The 26,229-nt window shown below is 52.6% G+C and carries 25 protein-coding genes; 21 read left to right on the top strand and 4 right to left on the bottom strand.

Going from position 1 to position 26,229, the window contains the following annotated elements; translation table 11 throughout:
- The first annotated feature begins 33 nt into the window (after positions 1 to 33).
- The 16 genes from SIB88_RS12925 (at position 34) to SIB88_RS12850 (ending at position 16,175) form a co-directional block, all read left to right on the top strand.
- A complete protein-coding gene (locus SIB88_RS12925) occupies positions 34 to 1,296 on the top strand; it encodes an ABC transporter substrate-binding protein (RefSeq protein WP_114113248.1) in 1,263 nt (420 codons plus the stop codon).
- Between the two features lie 173 nt (positions 1,297 to 1,469).
- Complete coding sequence (locus SIB88_RS12920; protein ID WP_068519098.1) at positions 1,470 to 2,408, top strand: carbohydrate ABC transporter permease; 939 nt, start codon at positions 1,470 to 1,472, stop codon at positions 2,406 to 2,408.
- A gap of 12 nt (positions 2,409 to 2,420) precedes the next feature.
- Positions 2,421 to 3,269 (top strand): carbohydrate ABC transporter permease, encoded by an 849-nt coding sequence (locus tag SIB88_RS12915; RefSeq protein ID WP_068519097.1) that lies wholly within the window; start codon positions 2,421 to 2,423, stop codon positions 3,267 to 3,269.
- Between the two features lie 27 nt (positions 3,270 to 3,296).
- Positions 3,297 to 4,415 carry an ABC transporter ATP-binding protein gene (locus SIB88_RS12910; RefSeq protein ID WP_412558220.1) on the top strand — a complete coding sequence of 373 codons (1,119 nt, stop codon included), beginning with the start codon at positions 3,297 to 3,299 and terminating at the stop codon, positions 4,413 to 4,415.
- A gap of 305 nt (positions 4,416 to 4,720) precedes the next feature.
- The gene (locus tag SIB88_RS12905; protein ID WP_068519094.1) at positions 4,721 to 5,812 is read left to right on the top strand and encodes an extracellular solute-binding protein; all 1,092 of its coding nucleotides are present in this window, start codon (positions 4,721 to 4,723) and stop codon (positions 5,810 to 5,812) included.
- Positions 5,813 to 5,935: 123 nt separating this feature from the next.
- On the top strand, positions 5,936 to 7,045 hold the full coding sequence (locus SIB88_RS12900; protein WP_101246197.1) for an ABC transporter ATP-binding protein: 1,110 nt from the start codon (positions 5,936 to 5,938) through the stop codon (positions 7,043 to 7,045).
- The gene (locus SIB88_RS12895) at positions 7,042 to 7,923 is read left to right on the top strand and encodes an ABC transporter permease (protein ID WP_412558219.1); all 882 of its coding nucleotides are present in this window, start codon (positions 7,042 to 7,044) and stop codon (positions 7,921 to 7,923) included. The genes SIB88_RS12900 and SIB88_RS12895 overlap by 4 nt, the downstream gene beginning before the upstream one ends.
- Before the next feature lie 9 nt (positions 7,924 to 7,932).
- A complete protein-coding gene (locus SIB88_RS12890) occupies positions 7,933 to 8,790 on the top strand; it encodes an ABC transporter permease (RefSeq protein ID WP_101246199.1) in 858 nt (285 codons plus the stop codon).
- Positions 8,791 to 9,224: 434 nt separating this feature from the next.
- Positions 9,225 to 10,523 (top strand): extracellular solute-binding protein, encoded by a 1,299-nt coding sequence (locus SIB88_RS12885; RefSeq protein WP_101246200.1) that lies wholly within the window; start codon positions 9,225 to 9,227, stop codon positions 10,521 to 10,523.
- An 83-nt stretch (positions 10,524 to 10,606) separates the two neighbouring features.
- On the top strand, positions 10,607 to 11,485 hold the full coding sequence (locus tag SIB88_RS12880) for an ABC transporter permease subunit (protein WP_068519089.1): 879 nt from the start codon (positions 10,607 to 10,609) through the stop codon (positions 11,483 to 11,485).
- A 9-nt stretch (positions 11,486 to 11,494) separates the two neighbouring features.
- Positions 11,495 to 12,349 (top strand): sn-glycerol-3-phosphate ABC transporter permease UgpE, encoded by an 855-nt coding sequence (gene ugpE / locus SIB88_RS12875; protein WP_068519088.1) that lies wholly within the window; start codon positions 11,495 to 11,497, stop codon positions 12,347 to 12,349.
- Positions 12,350 to 12,407: 58 nt separating this feature from the next.
- Entirely contained in the window at positions 12,408 to 13,478 is a 1,071-nt protein-coding gene (locus SIB88_RS12870; RefSeq protein WP_412558218.1) for a sn-glycerol-3-phosphate import ATP-binding protein UgpC, read from the top strand.
- A gap of 143 nt (positions 13,479 to 13,621) precedes the next feature.
- Positions 13,622 to 14,095 (top strand): GAF domain-containing protein, encoded by a 474-nt coding sequence (locus SIB88_RS12865; protein WP_101246450.1) that lies wholly within the window; start codon positions 13,622 to 13,624, stop codon positions 14,093 to 14,095.
- A gap of 58 nt (positions 14,096 to 14,153) precedes the next feature.
- Positions 14,154 to 14,678, top strand: a complete 525-nt coding sequence (gene ssb / locus SIB88_RS12860; RefSeq protein ID WP_412558217.1) for a single-stranded DNA-binding protein — start codon at positions 14,154 to 14,156, stop codon at positions 14,676 to 14,678.
- 110 nt (positions 14,679 to 14,788) lie between these two features.
- The gene (locus tag SIB88_RS12855; protein WP_412558216.1) at positions 14,789 to 15,670 is read left to right on the top strand and encodes a hypothetical protein; all 882 of its coding nucleotides are present in this window, start codon (positions 14,789 to 14,791) and stop codon (positions 15,668 to 15,670) included.
- 85 nt (positions 15,671 to 15,755) lie between these two features.
- Complete coding sequence (locus tag SIB88_RS12850) at positions 15,756 to 16,175, top strand: NUDIX domain-containing protein (protein ID WP_412558215.1); 420 nt, start codon at positions 15,756 to 15,758, stop codon at positions 16,173 to 16,175.
- Here the strand turns inward: SIB88_RS12850 and SIB88_RS12845 are convergent.
- On the bottom strand, positions 16,156 to 16,680 hold the full coding sequence (locus SIB88_RS12845; RefSeq protein ID WP_412558214.1) for a YchJ family protein: 525 nt from the start codon (positions 16,678 to 16,680) through the stop codon (positions 16,156 to 16,158). The two genes, SIB88_RS12850 and SIB88_RS12845, sit on opposite strands and share 20 nt — an antisense overlap.
- A gap of 621 nt (positions 16,681 to 17,301) precedes the next feature.
- Between SIB88_RS12845 and rpoH the strand changes: the two genes are divergently transcribed.
- Positions 17,302 to 18,171, top strand: a complete 870-nt coding sequence (gene rpoH, locus SIB88_RS12840) for an RNA polymerase sigma factor RpoH (RefSeq protein WP_068519083.1) — start codon at positions 17,302 to 17,304, stop codon at positions 18,169 to 18,171.
- Positions 18,172 to 18,292: 121 nt separating this feature from the next.
- Here rpoH and SIB88_RS12835 read toward each other — a convergent pair whose 3' ends face one another.
- Entirely contained in the window at positions 18,293 to 18,748 is a 456-nt protein-coding gene (locus SIB88_RS12835; RefSeq protein ID WP_286886114.1) for an NUDIX hydrolase, read from the bottom strand.
- Positions 18,726 to 19,001 carry a hypothetical protein gene (locus tag SIB88_RS12830; RefSeq protein WP_114113258.1) on the bottom strand — a complete coding sequence of 92 codons (276 nt, stop codon included), beginning with the start codon at positions 18,999 to 19,001 and terminating at the stop codon, positions 18,726 to 18,728. The genes SIB88_RS12835 and SIB88_RS12830 overlap by 23 nt, the downstream gene beginning before the upstream one ends.
- 200 nt (positions 19,002 to 19,201) lie before the next feature.
- Here SIB88_RS12830 and SIB88_RS12825 point away from each other — a divergent pair, with 200 nt between their 5' ends.
- Entirely contained in the window at positions 19,202 to 20,068 is an 867-nt protein-coding gene (locus SIB88_RS12825) for a DUF502 domain-containing protein (RefSeq protein WP_412558213.1), read from the top strand.
- 60 nt (positions 20,069 to 20,128) lie between these two features.
- Here the strand turns inward: SIB88_RS12825 and recG are convergent, their stop codons facing one another.
- The gene (gene recG / locus SIB88_RS12820; RefSeq protein WP_412558212.1) at positions 20,129 to 22,216 is read right to left on the bottom strand and encodes an ATP-dependent DNA helicase RecG; all 2,088 of its coding nucleotides are present in this window, start codon (positions 22,214 to 22,216) and stop codon (positions 20,129 to 20,131) included.
- Here recG and SIB88_RS12815 point away from each other — a divergent pair.
- The 3 genes from SIB88_RS12815 (at position 22,215) to mfd (ending at position 26,227) form a co-directional block, all read left to right on the top strand.
- A complete protein-coding gene (locus SIB88_RS12815) occupies positions 22,215 to 22,373 on the top strand; it encodes a hypothetical protein (protein WP_412558211.1) in 159 nt (52 codons plus the stop codon). The genes recG and SIB88_RS12815 overlap by 2 nt on opposite strands.
- A gap of 76 nt (positions 22,374 to 22,449) precedes the next feature.
- Positions 22,450 to 22,722, top strand: coding sequence for a succinate dehydrogenase assembly factor 2 (locus tag SIB88_RS12810; protein ID WP_114113260.1), 273 nt, complete (start codon positions 22,450 to 22,452; stop codon positions 22,720 to 22,722).
- Positions 22,723 to 22,729: 7 nt separating this feature from the next.
- On the top strand, positions 22,730 to 26,227 hold the full coding sequence (gene mfd, locus SIB88_RS12805) for a transcription-repair coupling factor (protein ID WP_412558210.1): 3,498 nt from the start codon (positions 22,730 to 22,732) through the stop codon (positions 26,225 to 26,227).
- Positions 26,228 to 26,229: the final 2 nt, after the last annotated feature.

Below are 26,229 nucleotides of genomic sequence, written 5' to 3'. Positions count from 1 at the left end.
CCAGTCCGCCGACATTGATCAGAGGAGGCATAAATGTCGAATAAAGTCTTAGCAAAAGGCCTGGCCGGGGCCCTGGCGGCAAGTGTCGCCCTGGTTCCGTTGATGGCGTCTGCTGGCGAACTCGTAATCGAAAGCTGGCGCAATGACGATATTGATATCTGGAATGAAAAAATCATTCCGGCGTTTAATGAAGTTCACCCTGACATCAAGGTGTCGTTCAAGCCGACCCCGCCGACCGAATATAACGCATCGGTAAACGCAAAACTGGCTGGTGGTACCGCGGGTGACCTGATCACGTGCCGTCCGTTTGATGCATCGCTTGAACTTTACAAGCAGGGCAATCTTGCCGCTCTTGATGACCTTAAAGGCATGGACAACTTCTCGGACGTTGCCAAATCTGCCTGGCAGACCGACGATGGCGCAGTCACTTTCTGCTTGCCGATGGCATCGGTCATTCATGGCTTCATCTATAACAAGGAAGCCTTTGAAGAAGTTGGCGTTGAAGTCCCGAAAACCCGCGAAGAGTTTTATGCTGCCCTTGATAAGATCAAGGAAGACGGCAGCTACATCCCGATGGCGATGGGCACCGCGGACCAGTGGGAAGCAGCCACCATGGGCTTCCAGAACATCGGTCCCAACTACTGGGACGGTGAAGCAGGCCGCAAGGCATTGATCGATGGCAGCGCAAAATTCACCGATGCCGCCTATGTCGACACCTTCAAGGAACTGGCAAGCTGGAAAAACTACCTTCCGGACGGCTATGAAGCCATTTCCTATCCGGATGCACAGAACCTGTTCTCGCTTGGCCGTGCCGCCGTTTATCCGGCAGGTTCCTGGGATATTTCGCTGTTTAACAACCAGGCCGATTTCGAGTTCGGTGCATTCCCGCCGCCCGCAGCAGCCGGCGCAGACACCTGCTATATCAGTGACCACACCGATATCGCACTTGGTCTGAATGCGGATTCCAAAAACGCAGCCGAAGCAAAGCTGTTTCTTGAATGGATGACCGGTTCGGAATTTGCCGAGCTTTATTCCAACGCGCTGCCGGGCTTCTTCTCCTTGTCGAACCACACGGTCGAAGTAACCGATCCGGTCGCCAGCGAGTTTGTAAGCTGGCGCCAGAAGTGCGAGTCCACCATTCGTAACTCTTACCAGATCCTTTCGCGTGGCACGCCGAACCTTGAAAACGACCTGTGGAACCTTTCGGCCCAGGTAATCAACGGTACGCTGACCCCGGAAGAAGCAGCCGGCGCTGCGGAAGCTGGTCTGGCGAAATGGTACGCACCGCACCAGTAAAGAACTGAAAGGATGGCGGGAACGACCGGTTTCTGCCATCCTTCATTCATCGTTGATGTTTGCCGTGCCATTGCAGGCAAGCAGCCCGACCGCCGGGCGAAACTGCGGTTCACTGATTACAGAAGACCCAAGCAGGTCTTCATTCTTTTAAATCTTGGATAACAGGACAGGGTATGGCGCATTCCGGCCCCATGACCGATTGGCGCAAGGCAAAACTGCCTGTGATTGCCTTTCTGGCCCCAGCAACGATCATTTACACACTGTTTATGATCTATCCGCTGCTTGATTCCATCCGGTTAAGCTTCTATGCAACGCCAAGCGGCGGTGAGGCGGCTTTTGTCGGCCTTGATAATTACCGCACGATTTTGGCGGATCCGGACTGGTCTGCGACCTTCTGGAACAGCTTCTGGAACAATATGAAGTTCTTTGCGGTTCATATGCTGATCCAGAACCCGATCGGTATTGCGCTGGCCGGTATTCTGAGCCTGCCGCAATTGCGGTTCCGCAACACATATCGCACCATGATGATCATGCCGACCATGTTATCAGTCGTGATTGTCGGCTTCATCTGGCAGTTGATCCTGAGCCCGGTATGGGGAGTTGGCGCGGACCTGCTTGATATTGTTGGCCTGAAGTCGCTGTTTGGGCCGTGGCTTGGCAAAGAAGGCAGTGCACTGATTACGCTTTCCTTCATTTCGGTCTGGCAGTGGGTCGGCATTCCTTTGATGCTGATCTATGCGGCCTTGCTGGCCATTCCGGACGATCTGGTGGATGCGGCCATTGTTGATGGCGCGACCCATTTCGAAGTCTTCATTCACATCAAACTGCCATTGGTTTTGCCGACTGTCGCGATGGTGTCGATTTTGACTTTTGTCGGTAATTTCAATGCGTTCGATTTGATATATGCGGTAAAGGGTGCGTTGGCCGGCCCCAACTTCTCGACCGATATCATGGGCACCTTGTTCTATCGCACATTCTTTGGTTATCAGTTGCAGCTGGGCGATCCGCATTTGGGCGCCACCGTTGCATCCTTGATGTTCCTGATCATTCTGGCAGGCGTTCTGTTCTATCTGTTCGCCATTCAGCGCCGACTGGCGCGCTATCAGCTGTAGTCGGGGGCGAATATGAGTTTTGCAAACATCCGCAGAGAAGACGCCAGCCGCGCAGTCATCGTGCACGCGATCTTGCTGACCTATACCCTGGTTGCGCTTTATCCGATTTTTCTTGTGGTCATCAACGCTTTCAAGACGCGCAAAGGGATCTTTCGCGATCCGATGGGCTTGCCGAATGCGGAGACCTTCAGTCTTGAAGGATTCACCAAGGTTCTGGCGAAATCCAATTTCGAGCTGTTTTTCTATAACAGCTTTACCGTGACCATCGTGACCATTGTTATTGTTCTGCTGTTGGCAGCAATGGCGGCATGGGCGCTGTCGGAATACAAGTTTCCGGGTAACACCGCATTGGCCTTGTATCTTGCGATTGGCATCATGGTACCGATCCGTCTGGGGTCAGTATCTATCCTGAACCTGATTGTTGATATGGGATTGGTCAACACCCTGACGGCACTGGTGCTGGTCTATGTCGCGCAAGGCTTGCCCTTGGCGATCTTTATCCTGACCGAATTCATGCATCAAATTCCGAAGGATTTGAAAGAAGCCGCAAGATGCGATGGGGTCGGGGAGTTCAAGATTTTCTTTGCGATCATTTTGCCTTTGATCCGGCCCGCTGTTGCGACGGTTGCTGTATTTACAATGATCCCGATCTGGAATGATCTGTGGTTCCCGCTGATCCTTGCGCCTGGTGACGGTAAACAGACCATCACCCTTGGTGTGCAGCAATTCATTGGCCAGTATGTGACAGACTGGAATGCGGTTCTGGCGTCGCTGAGCCTTGCGATCATTCCGATCCTTATCCTTTATCTGATTTTCTCCCGACAACTCATTCGCGGCCTGACATCCGGCGCGGTGAAGTAACTGTTGGCTGATAGGAGCTTTGAATAAATGGCTGACTTGAAACTTGACCAGATCCGCAAAAGCTATGGCGCTGTGGATGTGCTGCACGGCATTGATCTGGATGTCAAAGATGGTGAATTCGTCGTGTTTGTTGGCCCTTCGGGCTGCGGCAAATCAACCTTGTTGCGAATTATTGCAGGCCTTGAAGACATCACGGGCGGCGATCTGATGATCGATGGAGAGGTCGTAAACACCAAAAGCCCGCGTGATCGCGGTATTGCCATGGTGTTCCAGTCCTATGCGCTGTATCCGCACATGACAGTTTACAAAAACATGGCCTTCGGGCTTAAGCTCGATAAACAGGACAAGGCGGCAATCGATACCCGGGTGCGTGAAGCCGCCCGCATCCTGCAACTTGATCAGCTTCTTGACCGGCGTCCGTCCGAGCTTTCGGGTGGTCAGCGCCAGCGCGTTGCGATTGGCCGTGCGATCGTGCGCCAACCAAAGGTCTTCCTGTTTGACGAACCGTTGTCCAACCTTGATGCCGCATTGCGTGTTCAGACCCGCATTGAAATTGCCAAGCTGCATCAGGACCTGAAATCGACAATCATCTATGTCACGCACGATCAGGTCGAAGCCATGACACTGGCGGACAAGATCGTTGTGATGAATGGCGGGAATGTCGAGCAGGTGGGATCGCCGATGCAGCTTTATCATCATCCGGAAACCCGCTTTGTTGCCGGTTTTATCGGGTCACCGGCCATGAACTTCACCAAGGTCACGATTGATGCCGTCGGACAGGGGCAGGCCACAGTTTCTGTCCCCGGGGGCATGCAATCCGTCCTGCCGTTCAATGTTGATCAGGCGGATATCGGCAAACAGGTTGAGCTTGGCATTCGCCCCGAACATCTTGGACTTGGCGACGAAGGTGCGCTTACTGTCAATGGCGTGGTTGATGTGGTCGAGAAGCTGGGCGACTCTACCTATTTGTATTTGAAGCTTGCCAATGGTGATCGGGTCACAGTTCGCGCGCCGGGCCATAGCCGTGTCAAAATCGGTGAAACCGTTACAGCATCCGCACCAGCCGGTGCCGCGCATCTTTTCAATGACAAGGGTAAAGCGTACCAGAAAATCGATTGTCCGGCTGAATTCAGCGCGGAAGAATAGATTTCACAAAGCTTCCAATCACAGGACTTCGGATCAAAAGGCGCCACAACCGGCGCCTTTTGGCATTTTGGGGCGCACCGACCGTCAGGGTCGATTAATTGTTGCAGAACTTTAACTTGCCCTGATGCGGGTGTCGGCGCAAAAATGAACGTGATTTGTTCAAAAGAAAGAAAAAATGACCTTTTTTCTTTCGTATCAACAACAATGTTTGCGATATTGCTCCGTGCCGGAACGAAACAAAAGCCAAATGGCATGCGCGGTCCGGCTACAGGGAAATGCCATCACGTTTATTACGAGGGTTCAAAATGTCAAAAAAACACGGCGCATTGCGTGGTTCCTTGCTCAGCCTTACAGCACTTGCAGGAATGGTTTCGCTTGTTTCGGCTGCTCAGGCTGAAGAACTTCGTCTGCTGACCTGGGGCGGCTATGCCCCTGACGAAGTTGTCGAGCTGTTCGAAAAAGAAACCGGCATTGATGTTGAAGTGACGCTGTCGAACAACGAAGACATGATCTCGAAATTGCGCGCTACTGGCGGCGGCGGTTTCGATCTTGCTCAGCCGTCCCAGGATCGCATTGCAGGTGCACAACTTGAATATGGCATCTACAAGCCGATTGATCTTGGCAAAATTGACAGCGACAAATTCATTCCGTCGATGCTCGACGCAACCAAATCAAACACTACCGTTGACGGCGAAGTGTACGGTGTACCCCACGTATGGGGTACGAGCGGCCTGATCGTTGACACTTCAAAAGCCGCGGCTGTCAAAGACTATACCGACCTTTGCGCACCGGAAGTGGCCGGCAAGGTTTCCTATCGTCTGAAACGCCCGACGCTGATCGGTTTTGCCTATGCAATGGGTATGGATCCGTTTGCCGCTTATGGTGACGAAGCCAAGTATCAGGAAATCCTTGATGCCGTCGAAGCCAAGCTGATCGAATGCAAAGCCAACGTGAAAACCTATTGGGAAGGCGGCGATGCGCTGCTTAACCTGGTGCGTTCGGGTGAAGTTGTTGCCGCAATGGCGTGGGATACCGGCGGCTGGAAACTCAATAACGACAATGCCGACATCACCTTTGTTGCACCGAAGTCTGGTGCGCTTGGCTGGATCGATACCTTTGCCTTGCCGCGCAAGACCAAAAACGAAGATGCCGCCTATAAGTGGATCAACTTTGTGATGCAGCCGGAAATCGCTGCCAAAATCACGGCAAGTGCGGGTAACTTCACCGCGTCCAAAGGTGCCGACGAGTTTGCAGATGACAAGCTGAAAGCTCAGTTCCAGGGCAGTTTCCCGCCGGCTGATCTTGACAACATCAAGTGGTATCCGACGGTTCCGGCTGGTCTGGAAGTGCTCGAAGGCAAGACCCTTGACCGTGTGAAAGCAGCACAGTCGAACTAACGGAACACGTTTCCAAACACCTTTGTCCCCGGCATATTTATGTGCCGGGGATATCGTGCTTTCAGGAACGGCAATAACCGTTCAACAGGCTCCACCAACAAAAATAACGTGAACAGGGCTCCTATGGCTGACCAATTTGACCTTGAATGCCGCAATGTGGTCAAAACCTTTGACGACTTTACCGCCGTCAATGACATTTCCCTTGCGATCCCGAAGGGTTCTTTTTTCTCGATCCTGGGTCCAAGCGGATGTGGCAAGACGACGCTTCTTCGCATGCTGGCAGGGTTTCAGGCGCCGACATCCGGCGACATCCTGATCAAGGGATCATCGGTGCTGGGCGTTCCGCCAAACCGCCGACCGGTCAATATGGTGTTTCAGCATTTGGCCCTGTTTCCGATGATGAATGTCGCGGAAAACGTTGCCTATGGTCTGAAGCGGCGCGGCATTGACAAACAAACGATTGCCAAAAAGGTCAACGAAACCTTGGCCCGTGTCGGGTTGCCCGATGCCGGGCCCAAACAGGTCAATCAGCTTTCCGGCGGTCAGAAACAGCGTATCGCCATTGCCCGCTGCCTTGTGCTTGACCCGGCTGTGCTTCTTCTCGACGAGCCATTGGGCGCGCTTGATCTTAAGTTACGCGAACATATGAAAGTCGAACTCAAACAGCTTCAGCACGAGATCGGCACTACCTTTGTCTATATCACCCATGACCAGTCCGAAGCGCTGGTGATGTCGGATCAGGTTGCCGTCATGAATGCCGGCCGTTTTGAGCAGGTGGGCGCACCACAAGATCTTTATTACAACCCGAAAACAGCATTCGTTGCCGGCTTCGTTGGAGAAAGCAACCGGTGGACCGGAACAATCGGTAGTGGTGATGACAATAAGGTCGAAGTCATCCTTCCGACTGGCGGCAAGGTGTTGGCCAAACGCGATGCGCATATGCCCTTGGTCGAAGGTCAGAATGTCGAAATCTTTGTCCGCCCCGAAGCCATCGCAATTGACGGGGCCAGTGGTGCTGAAAACACCATTTCCGCCAAGGTGGAGAACGTTCTGTTTAATGGTGCGGCAAGCAGCCTGCAGGTTCGTGATGTTGCAACCGGTCAAGAGATGACGGTGGCACTACCGCAAACCGGTGCGTATGCGTCGGTGAGGGCCGGTGACGAAATCACACTTGGCTGGACCGTTGAAAATACCCGATGCTTTGCTGCGAACCAAAGCGGAGCAGGGGCATGAACAAATCCGCGTCCATAACCACGGGCGGCACTTTCCGGTTCGGCTTGCTGCTTTTGGCAATGCCGTTGCTGCTGTGGCTGTTTCTGCTGGTTATTCTTCCGCATGTTGATCTTTTTCTGGTGTCGATGCGTGAACGTATTTCGTACGGGAAATATGAATTCAGCTTGATCAACTATATCGAATTCTTTGCTGAACCCCTGTATTGGAACACCTATGTCCGCACTGCGGTCATGTCGATTTTCGCAACGGCCTTGACCCTGATTATCGGTTTTCCGGTTTCCTATTACATCGCCAAAGTGATGCGAGGCAAAGGCAAGAACGTTCTGTTCCTGATGTGCCTTATCCCGTTCTGGGTGTCAGAGCTTGTGCGGACCTTCGGCTGGATGATCCTTTTGCGTGAAAGCGGTGTAATCAGCAACTTCCTGCAATGGGCTGGCCTTGCGGATGGTCCGGTTGAAATGCTTTATAACGATGCGGCTATCATGGTTGGCCTTGTTTACACATCCATGTTGTTCATGGTTGTCCCCCTTGTGTCGGTTCTCGACAGTTTGGATGACAGCCTGATTGAGGCCGGTTATGACCTAGGCGGGAATACATTTACCGTGACCCGCGATATCATTATCCCGCATGCAATGCCCGGTATTGCGTCCGGTTGTATCGTGGTCTTCATGCTGACGCTGGGCAATTATTTGACCCCAAATCTTTTGGGCGGGAAAGACAGCCTGTGGTTCACAGAACAAATCTATACCCAGTTCATCACACGCTTTAACTGGGAATCCGGCTCGGCTTTTGGGTTCCTGTTGCTGATATTGTCGTCCGTAATTGTCTGGGTTGGCCTGAAACTCAGCAAACAGACGCTTTCGGAAACCGTGGGCTAGGGGGAAGACATGATACCAAGCATTCCACAGCCCAAATTCTACAAGGGCTTGTATTCGACCTATATCGCGTTGTTCTTTGTCTATCTGAGCGCACCGCTGATTGTCGTTGGCGTATTTGCCTTCAATGACAGTCTGTTTCCGTCAATGCCGTGGGAAGGCGGCACGTTGGCGTGGTTTTTCGGGAATGAAGATCCCTATATCGGCATCTTCAATGACACCAAGCTTCTTGAAAGTGTCGGCGTTTCGGCGTTTGTTGCCTTCTGGGTTACGGTTCTGTCCGTAACAGTCGGAACATGTAACGCGTTTCTGTTCGAACGCAGCAAGTTTCCCGGCAAGAACCTGCTTTATATTGTTTCGTTATCGCCTTTGGTCATCCCCGGGGTTATTCTGGGGATATCCATTCTGGTGTTCTCGAACGCGATTGCCAATGGCATCGAAGAAGCGATTGGCTGGGACCTCGAATTTCTGCGTCCGGGGCTGTTTTTGGTGATTATTGGCCAGTTCGCCTTTGTCACGACCATCACGACGCTTGTGATTTCCGCACGCCTTCGCAAATTCGACGTCAGTCTTGAAGAAGCCGCCTTGAACCTTGGGGCGACACGGCGGGCCGCACTGTGGACGATCACCATTCCCTTCCTGAAGCCGGCATTGATCGGCGCCGGGATCGTCGCGTTTCTGATGTCATTTGAAAACTTCAATACGACCTTGATGCTGGTCGGTTCCGACGCGCCGCTGACCATTGCCATGTTTGACCGCTTGAAACAGGGGTCAACACCTGTTCTGAATGCGTTGTCACTGCTTCTGATGGTTGTTTCCGGCGGGTTGGCGTTGCTGTCGGTCTTTGTCCAGCGCGACAGCAAAAACTGATCGGGCACATGTCCGTTCAGTTGCGAACAAAATGAAAGGGCGGCAGAAATGCCGCCCTTTGTTTTGTTGTGGTCGTTTTTTAGTCCCAAGTCTTGATCATCGCCGCTTTAACAATTGTCATTAAATCGCAATAAAAGATTAACATTTAAGGCAGTATCGAACTTGGTTTCGCAATGAAGCGAGCCCCCACACGCCGAAAAATGGCCGTGCCCTTCACCATTATCTACTGTTCATGTGAACATAACCATGCATCATTTTGCGAGTTTTTAGACGGCATCGCGGCGCTATATTGATCATTTGCGCGTTCAAAAAGTAAATTTCCGAAAACTGTCACTTGAGGAAACAGGTCTCCCGACAGAAAACAAATACGTTGTGGCGAACCGGGCAACAGGCGGTTTGACGCAGATGTCTTTTTAATTGGGAGCTAACAGATCATGTTTCGCAAGACGCTTATGGCAGCGGCTGCCGTGTTTGCACTTGGCAACACCGCAGAAGCAGCAACGGAGATCACCTGGTGGCATGCCATGGACGGCGCGCTTGGCGGTGTGGTTGATCAGATCACCGCAGATTTCAATGCGAGCCAGTCCGACTACCACCTTGTAGCCGTAAACAAGGGTGGCTACGAAGACACCATGACCGCCGGTATCGCGGCATTCCGCGCGAAAAACCAGCCGAACATCATCCAGATCTTCGACGCCGGTGCTGCAACGATCATTAACGCAAAAGGCGCTGTTAAGCCGGTTCAGGACCTGCTTGAAGAAAACAACGTCAAATTTGACATCAATGATTACATCCCGGGCGTTCGTTATTTCTATGCCGATTCTGACGGCAAGATGATCGGAATGCCGTTCAACAGCTCGACCCCGCTTCTGTATTACAACAAGGAAGCCCTTGCCAAAGCCGGTGTTGATGTACCGAAGACCTGGCAGGAATTCGAAGAAGCAGCTCCGAAGCTTAAAGAAGCTGGCTATATCGCGCTTGCCCAGTCGCACAGCCCGTGGATCTTCTTTGAAAACTTCATGTCCCGTCACAACCTGCAGATGGCCACTGCCAATAATGGTTATGACAGCACTGACGTTGAAATCCTTTATAACAACGAGGCGCTGAAAGATCACTGGCAGCACGTCAAGGATTGGAAAGACGCCGGTTATTATGGCTATTACGGCCGTGCGTGGGGCGCGAACCAGGATGCTTTCGTTCAGCAGCAGGTTGCCATGTGGATCGGTTCCTCCGGCTCCTTCGGTGGCCTTCGCAAGTCGGCCCAGTTTGACTTTGGCACGTCGACCCTTCCGTACTGGAAAGGCGTTGGTGATGCCCCGAAATCAACCTTCATCGGTGGTGCTTCGCTGTTTGCTTTCTCGGGTCATAGCGCAGAAGAAGATGCAGGCGTTGCTGCATTCTTCCAATTCCTGACCAAGCCGGAAACCCAGTATTACTGGCACAAGGAAACCGGTTATGTGCCGATCACCAATGCGGCATATGAACTGGCGAAAAAAGACGGCTATTACAAAGAAAGCCCGGATGCAGAAGTCGGCATTCAGCAGCTGTCTGAAGAAGGTGGCGACTGGACCAAAGGGTACCGTCTTGGTTTCTATGTCCAGATCCGCGAAGTCATCTATCGTGAAGTCGACAAAATCATGAACGGCGAAGAAACCGTTGATGCGGCCTTCAACACGATCGAAGAAGAAGCCAACGGCCTTCTGAAGCGCTTCAACGACACCTATTCCAACTAAACAGCCTTACGCAAATGCGGGGCGGCCCATTGCTGGTCGCCCTGTTTTGCATTTTCCGGACGTGATTAATGGTGGCGTGAGCGATGAAGCGCGTACAATTTGAACATAGCGCGGTGCCGTATCTTTTTATTGCACCCCAGATTTTGATTATTTCGATATTTTTCCTGTGGCCTGCCGCACAGGCGGTTTACCAGTCCTTCCTGCTTGAAGACGCTTTTGGCATGTCGTCGCAGTTCGTCTGGTTCCGCAATTTCGAGGATGTACTGTCAAGCGCGTCCTGGAGCCGGTCTGCGATCTTTACAGTGATCTTTTCGGTACTGGTTGCGGTTATTTCGATCGCAATTTCACTTTTCCTGGCCGTTCGTGCAGACGAGGTCATTCGCGGGGCAAAATCCTATCGGACACTTCTGATGTGGGGATATGCGATTGCGCCGCCGGTGGCCGGATTGCTGGGCAATATGATGTTTAACCCGTTGATGGGCGATCTTTACAAGGCCTTCAACAGTTTCGGCTTTGAATTCAATCATATCCAGAATGCCAATGATGCGGCTTTTGTCGTCATTCTGATTGCGGTCTGGAAGCAGGTCAGCGTCAATTTCATTTTCTTCCTGTCCGGCCTTCAGGGAATTCCGAAATCGGTTCAGGAAGCAGCCACACTTGATTGCAAAAGTGCTGAACGGCGTTTCTGGACGATTACATTCCCGCTTTTGGCACCAACGACATTCTTCCTGCTGGTGATCAACCTGACCTACGCGTTCTTTGAAACCTTTGGCATCATTGACGTATCGACCAAAGGTTCGCCGGGCGGGGCCACGGCGACCCTTGTTTACAAGGTCTATGTCGATGGGTTCATCGGTGCGGATCTTGGCGGCAGTTCGGCCCAGTCGGTGCTTCTGATGATCATGGTCAGCGTACTGACGGTGTTCCAGTTCCGGTTCATCGAACGCAAAGTGCATTACTAGGGGGCCCAGATGTATCAGTCGAAATGGCGAATTTTTACCAACCACACAATTCTGATTTTGGGCGCGCTCTTTATGATCATGCCGGTCTGGATTGCCTTTGCGTCATCGACGCATACCCGTGAATTCATTTTCCAGAACGGTCTGCAATTCTGGCCGGGTGGACATATGATCGATAATTACGGGGCAATCCTGTTTGATCCGTCGGCCACAAAGGGCAGGGTCACCGCTCTTGAAATGCTGTTTAACAGCATGGTGCTGGGGCTTGGCTTTGCAATTGGCAAAGTCATTATCTCGATGATGGCGGCCTATGCGATTGTCTATTTCCGCTTCAAACTGGCGGTGCCGCTTTTCTGGGTGATCTTTTCGACCCTGTTGCTTCCCCTTGAGGTACGTATTGTGCCCTCATACGAGGTGGTGGCAAACCTTGGATTGTTAAACACCTATACCGGGTTGATCCTGCCGCTGATTGCATCGGCGACCGGGACTTTCTTTTTCCGGCAGTTTTACCGCTCGGTCCCGGATGAACTACTTGAAGCCGCCCGTTTGGACGGGGCAGGGCCCATTCGGTTCTTTATCGATATTCTTGTGCCGCTTTCGGTCACCATGATTGCTGCGATCTTTATCATCATGTTTGTCGTTGGCTGGAACCAGTATCTCTGGCCGCTTCTGATGACCACCGATGATCAGCTTTATACCATCGTGATCGGCATCAAGCAGGTCTATAACTCGCTATATGAAGGCGGACAAATCCCGCAGTTCCCCAAGGCATTTGCCCTGACAATCATGGCTACCATTCCGCCGGTTCTGGTGGTGGTCATCTTCCAGCGCATGTTCATCAAGGGTCTGGTCGAGACAGAGAAATAACTCTGTCTCCCGACACTTGCTGAGCTGACAACAACTGATCCGAATACAGGATACCACGATGGCAACAGTTACCCTTAATCAGGCTGAAAAGACCTATCCGAACGGCTTCAAGGCCATTCATGGCATTGATCTTGCCATTGAAGATGGCGAGTTTACCGTCCTTGTCGGACCGTCCGGATGCGGAAAATCAACCTTGCTGCGCATGATCGCCGGCCTTGAAAGCATTTCAAGCGGTGAAATCAGCATCGATGGCAAGGTCGTCAACAAAGTGGCACCGGCTGATCGCGATATTGCGATGGTGTTTCAGAACTATGCGCTTTATCCGCACATGAACAATTTTGACAATATGGCTTATGGCCTTCGCAATCGCGGCTATAGCAAGGCCGATATCGAAAGCAAGGTTCGCGAAGCAGCCCGAATTCTTCAGCTTGAAGATCACCTTGATCGCAAACCTCGTCAGCTTTCCGGTGGGCAGCGTCAACGCGTTGCCATGGGCCGCGCGATTGTTCGCCAACCCAAAGTCTTCCTGTTTGACGAGCCGCTTTCTAACCTTGATGCCAAGCTGCGCGTTGATATGCGCCTGGAAATCAAGAACCTTCAACAGCGTCTTGGCATTACATCTGTGTATGTCACCCATGACCAGGTCGAAGCCATGACCCTTGCCGATCGTCTGATTGTCATGAACGGCGGCATTGCCGAACAGATCGGAACGCCGATTGACATCTATGAAAAGCCGGCAACCCGGTTCGTGGCAGGGTTCATCGGATCCCCGGCGATGAACTTCCTCGATGGTGTTATTTCCGACGATGGTAAACATGTGACTGTCGGCGACGGAGTGATGCTTGATATCGACCATAACATTGCTGGTGGACGGGCTGTTGTAGCGGGCATCCGCCCGGAACATCTCAGCATCGCGCCAGCCGGGCAGGGAACGATCAATGCAACTGTCCGCATGGTGGAATCCCTTGGGGCAGAAACCCTTGTTTATCTGGATTTCGGAAGCAAGGCCGACAATGTCACGCTTCGCCTACAAGGGACGCACAACTTTTCCAGAACTGATGCCCTTGGTCTAACAGTGCCGGCAGACAAAATTCATCTGTTCGATACGGAAAGTGGCAAGCGTCTTTAATCGCTGTTTACAATCTGATTTCAGATACCTCCGGCATATATCCTGTGCCGGGGGTATTTTTGTTTCGTCTATCGGTCAATTTGCCCTTGTCTCGCAGGGTGCGAACGGGGTAGTTCGTATCGTCAAAGAACATGGAGATCACCGTGCAGCCAGACACTAAAAAATCCCTGTATGCCGAAGCAGAAAAAGAACTGATCAGCATCACAGAGGGCGAAACGAACGTCACCGCATTGATGGCGACAGTATCTTGCATCCTGTCGGAGAAGTTTGATTATTACTTCTGGACCGGCTTTTACGTGGTTGATCCCAAAAAGGAAAATGAACTGGTCGTCGGACCTTATCAGGGCACGCTGGGCTGCTTGCGCATTCCATTCGGTCGTGGCGTATGCGGAACAGCTGCTGCCACCCGCGAGACCCAGCTTGTTGCCGATGTCCACGCATTTCCGGGACATATCGCGTGCGACAGCCGTTCCAATTCCGAAATCGTCGTTCCGGTCATCAATCGTGATGGACAGTTGATTGCGGTGCTTGACGTGGATAGTGTCGAGTATGGCTCGTTTGATGAAACGGATCGCGTTTCACTTGAAACTTTAATGCAGCGCATTTTTGCGCAATGATAATTCACAAGTCCTGATCATTCGGGACAGCGGACAACACAAACTTGGAAGATAACCCATGGCTGGTAGTGTCAATAAAGTCATTCTCGTCGGGAACCTCGGGCGCGATCCTGAAATCCGGTTCACCCAGGCCGGTAAGAAAATCGCCAATTTCAGCATTGCGACCTCCGAACAGTGGCGCGACCGTCAGTCTGGAGAGCGCCGCGAGCGTACCGAATGGCATCGCATTGTAGTCTTCAACGAAGGCCTCGCAGACGTTGTCGAACGCTTCGTAAAAAAAGGCAGCAAGCTTTATATCGAAGGCCAGCTGCGCACCCGCAAATGGCAGGGACAGGACGGCAAGGACAACTATACGACCGAAGTCGTGCTTGAAGGTTTTAACTCCAACCTGACCATGCTTGATAACCGCGGCGAAGGTGGCGGCAGCATGGGTGGCGGTTCATCATCCGGCGGCGGTTATGGCGGTTCTGACAATGGCGGCTTCGGCGGCGGGTCTGACGCGGGCTGGGGTAACGGTGGATCGTCGGGCGGCGGTTCCGCACCGGCCGGCGCACCGGACCTGGATGACGAAATTCCGTTCTAAGAATTCATTACTGACACGATTTTCAAAACACCCCGGAACAAAGCTGTTTCGGGGTGTTTTCATAAAGCAGTAAGTTCATCCGGTAAGCTGTTCCATCAACGGTCTTTTTCATGACATCAACATCACCACTTACTCTCGATTTTCTAAAGGCGCGCGCAGAGGACGAACAGATTGCGCAGGTGAATTTCAAGCAGGTTAAACTGACCAAGCTGCATCTGCTGCCATGGCTCAAAGAAATTGAAGCTGATATGTTGCGGCTTCGTCAGTCTTTTGATCTGTCATTTGACCGGACCCAAACAAAAGGTGGCAAGCCATACCCGGAAGGGTTCTGTCAGGAAATCACGCTTGGTGTCAAAAATCTGTTGCAGCAGGAACTCAAGACCGCAAAAACACCGGGCATGCAAGCGATGCGTAATTTCATTGCCCAAGGCGGTTTGGCCAAACGCATCTGGGGAAATTTGCGTAATCAGTATTTCCAAAACGCGTTCCAGTTCGGGAGTCTCTATGTCGATGTGGCAAATGACACGGTCGTTGTAACCAAGCCAAAGGTAGAAATCCTGCCGATTTCCAAGGCGCGCATGTTCCCGATCAATGATTATGACGGATATGCTGATCTCGCCGAAAAATATTGGAAAGGCCAAGTCTATCCGAACCGTGTTTTCCCTGATCTGGCTGTAATGTTTCCGATGTTTCTTGTTACTTCGGATGAACGGATAGAGCTTCACTCAAACTATCAGACTATTCTTTACAGGAATATGCAGTTCGACTTTTCGTTGTCTGAACGATTTTTATTTAAAAACAGGCGCCGGAATAATCACATTCCGGAAAGCTATCTGCAAAAACTTGTCGACAGCTTTGATGCCGAACCCGAAGCTGTCAGTGATGATGTGCTAAGATCAAAATTTGAAGCAGCAAGGCAGAGCAAGCTGAGGTTTGACTCTACGCGTTGCCAAGCATTGCTTGATCGTGCTATCGCGTTAAAAATCAAATAGAAACCCGGATATTTGCTGGCAACGGCAATCATTTCAGAAGGCAAGTAGATCCGATTTGGTAGGCCCAGTTTTTGGAACCCCGCGCATGGGGCAAAGCTATGTTGTTCAGGACTGCTCCTATGCCGTTATTCGAAATGGCGAGGGCAAGGTTGCTGTTGCGCGCACACCCAAGGGGATCGTTCTTCTGGGGGGCGGGGTTGAGCCGGGTGAAAGCGAGCAGGATGCGCTTTATCGCGAAGCCTATGAAGAGTCCGGATATCGCATCCGGATTATTTCGCGTCTGGGATTTGCATCACAATATGTGAACAATTTCGCCAAAGGCAGATACCGGCTTAAACGCGGTACCTTTTTTGAATGCGAACTGACAGAAAAACTCGGCCCGCCGCTTGAAGACGACCACGAACTGATCTGGATGGCGTATCAGGAAGCCCATGACAGTCTAATCAGACCGTTTCATCGCTGGGCACTGGAATTTGTCAGCTCTGCTAGCCGCAGCACTTCTTGAACTTTTTCCCTGATCCGCACGGGCAGGGATCATTACGGCCCGCTTTGGCGCCGGCAACGGCACTTGTGCCCTGGGTGGCAATAGTTGCCGACTGGCCTTCTGATGGAAAGACGCCGTCAACATAGAACCACTTGCCGTCGCGCCGGACGAAATTTGATCGTTCATGCAACCGATATGTTTGTCCGTTTTCAATGAAGCTTGCGACAAATTCGACTATCCCCGTCTGATCGAGGAGGCCGCCCTTTGCGCGGTCAATGATTTCAAGTCCGGTCCACTGGGTTTGATCATCCTTGATCCCATCGGCATCGAAATCCGCCCGTTTTTCCGGGGCAAGAGTTGCCGCAAGGTAGTCACCATTGCGAACCACAAAAGCACTATAACGTGATCGCATCAGCTTTTCGGCTGTTTCCGGCATGCTGTTGCCCGCATGGAACCGGCCACAACAATCGCCATAGGTTTCCCGATTGCCGCAGGGGCACGGATTTGTCGATGGAAAAGCAGACATACGATATTCCCGGTAATCAAGCATGGTGCGCGACCCTATATCAGGCGGTTCGCGGATACCAGTTCCTTTGATTTCGACGGTTACCTTTTGGTCACCTTGGAACCGTTTATTTGACTAAGGGTCATCAGTGACACCGAATTTGGACAGCTTGCCTTTGTTTCGCCTCATATCGATTTTACCGTGAATTATTGGCATTCCGAGTACCCGACAGGGTTTGTCGGCTATCGATCGTAAAATGCTGATATTGGATGATTAATATAACTGAAATACTGGTCAGAAGTTCTTGACTGATTTGGTCAGGTTTAGATATATTAAGAATTGCGGGTGGGGGCCCAAAGGCACCGCCGGATCAAAGTCCGGCCTATTGGCGGACATGTAACTTGTCGATTTGCTTCATGTAAGGATGAGACACCATGAATGAACTTCTTATTAGCGTCTGCTGTCCTCTTCCATAGACACCTATGGAATGAAATTGCGACCGGACTTGCGATATCTCCCATTAAATTCCGGTCGTCCAAGTGAATAAATTCACAACCGACAGTGTTTGCGCGTCATCTAATCTTTGACGGACTCCGTATTCAATACAGATGTCGACGCGTAAACCTCTCAGGAGGACATAGAATGAGCGCCATTAAATTACCAGCCGTTCCCCAGGATGAGGGATTTTCGGGTTATCTCCGCGAAGTTTGGAAGTTTCCGATGCTTACCGCGGACGAAGAATACATGCTGGCCCATCGTTATCAGGACCATGATGACACCGCGGCCGCCCACAAACTTGTGACCAGCCACTTGCGTCTTGTTGCCAAAATTGCATTCGGGTATCGCGGCTATGGCTTGCCGATGGCCGACCTGGTTGCCGAAGGCAATACCGGCCTGATGCGTGCCGTCCAGAAATTTGATCCGGAACGTGGTTTCCGTCTGTCGACCTATGCGATGTGGTGGATCCGCGCTGCGGTAACCGAATATATTCTGCAAAGCTGGTCCATGGTCAAACTCGGCACCATGGCCGCGCAGAAGAAACTGTTCTTCAGCCTGCGCAAGGCAAAACGTCAGCTCAATATCTATGACAATGGCGAATTGTCCCCGGATGAAGCTGATCAGGTTGCCGAAAAGCTTGGTGTAACCGGCCGTGAAGCACTTGAAATGAACCGTCGCCTGGCGGCGCGTGATTTCTCGCTGAATACGCCGATGCCAAAAGACGAGGGTATGGAATATCTCGATACCCTGTCGTCGGATGCACCAAGTCCGGAAGCAATCGTTGCTGATGCCGAGGAACGCGTTCTTCATAACGGCATGCTGAAAAACGCACTTGGTGAATTGCCTGAACGCGAACAGGAAATCATAAAGGCCCGTTTCCTGAGCGATGATCCGATCACGCTTGAAAAGCTTGGTGAACGTTTCGGTGTCAGCCGCGAACGTGTCCGTCAGTTGGAAGCCCGTGCTTTCAAAAAGCTACAGGAAAGCGTTCTGATGCAGCATGCACAAGCCTGATCGGGCAGGAAGCAAATAATCAAAGGGCGGCACCTTGATGTGCCGCCTTTTTTGTATCTGCCAGCAGCCCCGTTTCGGGGCTTGGGGGCTTGGAGGCTTGGGGGCTCGGGAACTTGGGCAATTAACGGCCTTCAAGAACCGCGCGGGATTTCGCGATCACGTCGACGGTTTTGCTCCACAAACCGTATTTCGTGACATCGCCAACCTTCACCCATTTTGCATCGGCCGCATCACCCCCCAGACTGATGTCGGGGTTAAGGGCAACCGCAACGAAATCAATCAGGGTATAGTGATATTCCACCTTGTCGTCTTCGGTTCGTGAAATCAGATCAACCGTATCGACCAGGATCGGACTTGAAATTTTAACACCGGTTTCTTCCATGACCTCGCGGCATACTGCGTCGCGAACGGTTTCGCCGATCTCTTGCGCGCCACCGGGAATGCTCCAGCTGCCGATATTGGGTTCCTTGCCACGCTGAATAAGCAGGACATGATCCTGATGCCAGACAACCGCACCAACACCGATCATCGGCCGCGGTAAAAACGTTCTTTCGTCAAGCTCGGAAATCGTCATCATCTTCTTCCAAATCATCGTCCGGATCAGGGACTTCGTGAACTACCTGACCGGTCATTTCGCGCGCACGAATGCCGGTTGTACCAAGAAACTGGTCTTCGGATTCCGGATGCAAGGACATCACGAAATCCCGCGCAGGCGCGTCGCCAAGGGCGAATTGCCGTGCGGTTTCATAATCCGGGGCCCGTACCTTGGCCGTTTTCACCCCGACCGAGCCATCATTGTCGTAAATATATTCGACTATCCAGACCTTCAAAACGTCTCCACAACGGTTCTGTTTGCCTATTTGCGGTTTGTTTGGTTGCGCCGCAAACTTGAATACTGCTATCACTTCAAGGAACGGGGAAACCCGATCCGATGTCGCAGCAATGCCATATTCTTACTTACAAATACTAAATACCAAAGGCTATTCTTACCAATAGCTGTCTGGTTGCGGCACTTCAGCACAGGTGATCAATGAACGCCAAGCGCGACGACACAAATGATACGGAAAATCAGGGTTCCGGTCATGTTCTTCCCAGCCCGGGCTTTTTCGCCCGGATGCGGGCATATTTTCTGACAGGTATTCTTGTAAGCGCGCCGCTTGCAATCACGTTCGGTCTGGCCTGGTGGTTTATCGAGTTTGTCGATAGCAAAGTCATCCCACTAATCCCGTCACACTACAATCCCGAAACATATCTGCCTGCGGGCTATCAGGATTACGGCATTCCCGGCCTGGGACTTCTGGTCGTTCTGGTCTTCATCACCATTGTCGGCTGGTTTACGACCAACTTTGCCGGTCGCGCACTGATCAAGCTTTATGAGCGCATTCTCGGCCGCATTCCGGCCGTGCGCAGCATCTATAGCGCGGTAAAACAGATTCTTGAAACCGTGTTGGCCAACCAGTCCAATGCGTTCCGGCAGGCGGTATTGCTGGAATATCCGCGTCGCGGGATGTGGGCGATCGGTTTTATTACCGGCCAGACCAAGGGCGAGGTGCAAAACCTTACCGAAGACACGGTCATCAACATCTTCTTGCCGACGACCCCGAACCCGACATCGGGATTTTTGTTGTTCGTGCCGCGTCGCGATATCATCATTCTCGACATGACGGTGGAAGAGGCGATCAAAATGGTCATGTCCGGGGGTATCGTTACCCCGCCGGACCGCCGTCCGCCCGAAGAACAAAGCCAGCCAAAGGTCGCGGCAAAGACCTATGAAGATGTGGATGTGCTTCGTGAAAAGGAAAATGTCCCGATTTTGGTTTCGCGCGATATTCCCGCGCGCATCGATCCGGATGCGGATACATCTCCAAAGGATGGTAAAACAGGCGAAGACGCATAGCCTGTTAAAGCTTGCAGCACAAATCAAAGGGCGCCAGATATCGGGCGCCCTTTGTCATTTCTAGCCCGACCGAAAATAGCGCACGGCTTCGTCACGTTCAAACAGATACAGCAACAAGCGCAACGCTTCGCCGCGCGCCTTTTGCAAATCCGGATCGCGATCAACAATCAGCCTTGCATCATCGCGTGCAATCGCCAGCAAATCCCCATGAAGCTCCAGATTTGCAAGGCGGTATTCCTGAAGACCGCTTTGCCGCGTCCCCAGAACCTCGCCGGCGCCGCGCAATTTCAAGTCTTCCTCGGCAATTACAAAACCGTCTTCGGTTTCGCGCATGATTTTAAGGCGTGACTTCGACACCTGACCAAGAGGACTGCCATATAGCAGCAAACAGGTGGACGCCGCATCGCCACGCCCGATGCGGCCACGCAGCTGATGCAGCTGTGCCAGACCAAAACGTTCTGAATGCTCGATCACCATGATGGTCGCCTCGGGGACGTTCACCCCGACTTCGATCACCGTTGTTGCAACCAGAATTGACGTCTCGCCATGGGCAAAACGCTCCATGACCTCGTCCTTTTCCTTGCCCTTCATCTTGCCATGAACAAGGCCGACGCGGCTTGCACCAAAAAGCTCAACCAAAACACGATAGCGTTCTTCCGCTGCTTGCAGATCCAGCACTTCTGAATCCTCCACCAGCGGACACACCCAATAGATCTTTGTGCCGGTCCGGATCGCGCGCCCAATACCAGAAATCACATCATCGACCTTGTCGATCGGAAGAACGCGCGTATCCACCGGCTTGCGACCGGGTGGTTTTTCATCAAGACGCGAAACTTCCATATCGCCAAACGCGGTCAGGGTCAGTGTCCTTGGGATCGGAGTTGCCGTCATCACCAGCACATCCACGGCCTGACCTTTGCCCGCCAGCATCAATCGTTGATGCACACCAAACCGGTGCTGTTCGTCCACCACGGCAAAGGCAAGGTCCCGGAACACCACGTCATCCTGAAACAGTGCATGTGTTCCGACCGCAATCTGGACTTCGCCACTTGCGAAACCTTCCAGCGATGCCTTGCGGGATTTTCCCTTGTCCCGTCCGGTCAGGATTGCGCAGCTGACCCCGATCTTTTCAAGCAAGGGGGCAATCGTTTCAAAATGTTGCCGGGCCAGAATTTCAGTCGGGGCCATCAATGCTGCCTGACGCCCGCATTCGACCGCGTTCAGCATTGCCATCAGAGCAACCACCGTCTTGCCCGAACCAACATCCCCCTGCAAAAGACGCAACATGCGACCTTCGCTTGCCATATCGGCATAGATGTCCTTCAACGCGCGTTGCTGTGCGCCTGTCATGGCAAATGGCAGGTGGCCCGCCAACGCATCACGAAGCCCGCCATCCCCCCTAGTCACACGTCCGCCAAGCTTGCGCATCTTGGCGCGAATAAGCGCAAGGGCCAGCTGATTTGCCAGCAATTCATCATAGGCCAGCCGTTTGCGCGCCGGATGATCGGGCGACAGATCTGTATCATCTTGCGGATTATGAACAATATTCAGGGCCGTTTTAAGGTCCGGCCATTTATGACGCGCAACAAGTGCCGGATCATGCCATTCCGGCAAGTCGGGCAGGGTGCCAAGTGCTGCGCGTGCGGCTTTGGTCAATGTTTTGCCGGTAACGCCAGCAGACATTGGATAGACCGGCTCCACCGTTTGAATTTCGTCACGTTCGGCCTCTGTCCCGATCCGGTCAGGATGGGTAATCTGATATTCGCCGCGATAATGATCAATCTTTCCCGAAACAATGCGTTTTTCGCCCACCGGCAAAACGTCATTCAGGTACTTTGCGCGTGCATTGAAAAACGCCAGAACCAGCGTGCCGCTTTGAGTTTTGCAAATCACACGGTAAGGACGGCGGCGGTTGGGCGAAGGATCATGCCGCTCGACCCAGACATCCATTGTTACGACAGACCCGTCAATTGTTTCGCTTAACGGCGGGGATAAGCGGCGATCAATGATCCCGGATGGCAAGTGCCATAACAGATCGGCTACATGTTCTCCGCCAATCAACCGGGCAACAAGCGGCTTTAACCGTGGACCAATGCCCGGCAGGGTGTCGATTTCAGCAAAAAGCGGGAACAGAATTTCCGGGCGCATGACGGTTTTGGTTGCAACTTTTGATGAGAACGTTAATAGAACAATTGCGTTTATGGCACGGGTATACAACAAAATTATCGCGGGACAACCGGCAAGTCACCAATTGATGCAAAATCAGGTGATCGGCACCATGGACCCGGATCGTATTTTACCGTAAAAACCATGCCACAGAATTGCAGACAGTCGGCCCTCCCGCCGGGCGGCTATCAAAGAGTTAAATCAGGAGATCGACTATGACTGACAACATTTCGGAACTCGAAATGCGTCGCAAGAAACTGTTATTCCGGGGCGGCCATCGCGGCACCAAGGAAAACGATATCCTGATGGGGCGTTTCATGGACAAGCACCTGAGCACCCTGACCGAAGAACAGCTTGATACGTTCGAGGCACTGATCAACGAAGTACCGGATGCAGATTTCTTCAAATGGGCAACCGGCAAGGAACAAGCGCCAGCCCAATATGACACAGATGTTCTGCGGATGATCCGGGAACTTAGTAACGCCTGATAAAGCATTGAGTAAAATCAAAGAAATCATATCGACCAAAGGTCGGAAACGTGTTGGTGGTGTCCCGGAAGGGGCCGACGCCCTGATCCTGCGTGAGTTGCTTGACGCTGCCGGAACCAACCAGACGGTTCTTCATATTGCGCGCGATGACAAACGCATGTCGCAATTGGCAGAAGCGCTTCGGTTTTTTGCTGGCGAAGTCGACATATTGACGCTTCCGGCCTGGGATTGCCTTCCCTATGACCGGGTATCCCCGATCGCGGAAGTAACCGCACGGCGTATCGAGACCCTGACCACCCTGGCAGAGGGCACAAAGCCGGCCGCCGGGCAGGGTCGCATTGTGCTTACAACCGCAGCCGCCGCCATCCAGCGTGTCCCGCGGCTTGAAGTAATGCGCAAGGGTAAACTCGCCTTCAAGGCCGGATCGGAATATGACCGGTCTGAACTGACCGCCTATTTCGAACGCATGGGATATAACCGCGCCGAGCAGGTGATGGAACCGGGCGACTATGCCGTGCGCGGCGACATTGTCGATATCTTTGCACCGGGCATGAAAGAACCTGTGCGCCTTGATTTCTTTGGGGATGAAATTGAAAGCATCCGCCGCTTTGACGTTGAAACACAGCGCACCGTTGGCAAGGTCAAGGAAATCGCCCTGTTGCCGGTGGGCGAGGTATTCCTTGATCCCGACAGCATTTCACGGTTCCGAAGCGGTTATCGCGAATTGTTCGGCGCGGTTTCGCAAACAGATCCGCTATATGAGTCAATTTCAAACGGCCTGAAATATGGTGGCATGGAACACTGGTTGCCACTGTTCCATGACGGACTTGATACGATCTTTGCCTATCTGCCAGATACCATCGTCACACTGGATTACCAGTATGGCGAGGTCATCGAGAACCGCCTTGAAATGATTGACGATTATTATCAGGCACGTCTGAATATCAAAGGCGGCGGTCTTTCGGGTGATAATGTCTATAAGCCGGTTCCGACCGAACGGCTTTATCTTGATCAGGCCGAATTTGACCGCATGCTGGCAGATCGCGTCGTTCTTGAATATTCGCCATATTATGACGATGAAAACCCGGATCGCGGCATCTTTGACCTTGGTGCACGGGCGGGGCGTGATTTTGGTGACGTGCGTGCGCGTGCTGATACCAACCTTTATGACGAACTACGCGATTTCATCACGACCCAGCGCGGCAAGGAAAATCAGGTTGTAATTGCGGCCTATTCCGACGGGTCACGTGATCGTATGGTATCGCTTCTGCGCGAACATGGGGTTGGCAAGGTTGTCACATGTGAATGCTGGGAAGATATCACTGATGATTTGACCCATGAACATGTTGCGGTCGTCATCCTTGATATTGAACGCGGTTTCCGTCGTCAGGGCCTGTGGTTTGTAACCGAACAGGACATCCTCGGGGATCGCATGAGCCGTCCGGGCGGTCGTCGCCGCAAGGCGGACAACTTCCTGCGCGAAGCATCCGAAATTTCCGAAGGTGATCTTGTTGTTCACCTTGAACACGGTATCGGCCGTTATCTTGGCCTTAAAACCGTGACAGCGGGCGGCGCACCGCATGATTGTCTTGAGCTTGAATATGATGGCGGTGACAAGCTGTTTGTCCCGGTCGAGAATATCGAAGTCCTGTCGCGTTACGGCTCGGACGAAGGCATATCAATCCTTGATAAACTGGGCGGCGTTGCCTGGCAGGCCCGCAAGGCCAAGCTGCGCGAACGTATCCGCGACATGGCCGGCAAGCTGATCAAGGTTGCCGCCGAACGTCATCTGCGCAAAGGCGCGCAATTGCAGGCACCCGAAGGAAGTTACGACGAATTCTGCGCAAGCTTCCCGTTTGCCGAAACCGAAGACCAGGCACGTGCCATCCGCGATACACTTGATGACCTTGCCGCTGGCAAGCCGATGGACCGCCTTGTCTGTGGCGATGTCGGATTTGGCAAAACCGAGGTTGCCATGCGTGCTGCCTTTGCCGCGGTGATGTCTGGTAAACAGGTCGCCATTGTCGCACCGACCACCTTGTTGTGCCGCCAGCATTACCTGAATTTCAAGCAACGCTTTGACGGGCTTCCGGTTCGGGTCGAACAGCTTTCGCGCCTGGTCACCGGCAAGAATGCCAAACTGGTCAAAGACAACCTTGAAAGCGGCCATGTTGATATCGTCTGTGGCACCCACGCGTTGTTGGGCAATGGCGTGCATTTCAAGGATCTGGGCCTTCTGATCATTGATGAAGAACAGCATTTCGGTGTGAAACACAAGGAACGCCTGAAAGAACTGAAATCAGACGTGCATGTTCTGACCCTTACCGCGACACCGATCCCGCGGACGCTGCAATTGGCGCTGACCGGGGTCAAAGAACTGTCGATTATCGCCACGCCGCCGGTCGACCGCCTGGCGGTTCGTACATACATTACGCCCTATGACCCGGTGGTTGTTCGCGAGGCCATCCTTCGCGAACGTCATCGTGGTGGTCAGATTTTCTATGTCTGTCCGCGCGTGAACGAACTTGGCCGGGTAGCCAAGGAACTCGAAAACCTGGTGCCGGAAATCAAGTTCGATGTTGCCCACGGTCAGATGGGCGCCCGCGATCTTGAACAGGTGATGACTGATTTCACCGATCGCAAATTTGATCTTTTGCTTGCGACCAACATCATTGAATCGGGTATCGACGTTCCCAACGCCAATACCATGATCATCCATCGTGCGGATATGTTTGGTCTGGCACAGCTTTATCAGTTGCGCGGGCGGATTGGCCGTTCAAAACAGCGTGCCTATGCCTATCTCACGCTTCCGAACGGCAAGAAGCTGACAGCAACGGCGCTAAAACGTCTTGAAGTCATGCAGACACTCGACAGCCTTGGCGCCGGGTTCAACCTTGCCAGCCATGACCTTGACATTCGCGGGGCAGGGAACCTGCTTGGCGAAGAACAATCCGGTCATATCAAGGAGGTCGGGATTGAGCTGTATCAGCAAATGATCGAAGAAGCCGTGGCCGAGGCCAAGGGCGAAATTGATGCTTCCGAAGATGCAAGCTTTGTCCCGCAGATCAATATCGGTATGCCGGTTCTGATCCCGGATCGCTACGTGCCTGATCTTGGCGTGCGATTGGGTCTTTATCGTCGGATTTCCGAATTGCGATCACGCGAAGAAGTCGACCAGTTCGCGGCCGAGATGATCGACCGGTTTGGCAAATTGCCCAAAGAAGTCGAAAACCTTCTGGATGTTGTCACGATCAAGCAATGGTGCCGTGTCGCCAATATCGAAAAGCTTGATGCGGGCCCCAAAGGCGCACTGATCACGTTGCGCAATAACGAATTCCCGAACCCCGCCGGATTGATCGGCTTTATCCAGCAGCAGGTCGGCGTTGCCCGCCTGCGTCCTGACCACAAGATTGTCTATTCAGCTGGCTGGGATGGACCGACAGATCGTCTGGAAGGCCTGAAGAGACTGATGAAGCGGCTTTCCGATATTGCAGTCGCAACTTAAAG

This window comes from Thalassospira sp. MIT121401, assembly GCF_047125595.1.
Taxonomy (GTDB): Bacteria; Pseudomonadota; Alphaproteobacteria; order Rhodospirillales; family Thalassospiraceae; genus Thalassospira; species Thalassospira povalilytica.
The sequence above is the reverse complement of the archived record's forward strand: the minus strand, read 5'-3'. Positions and strand labels throughout refer to the sequence as shown.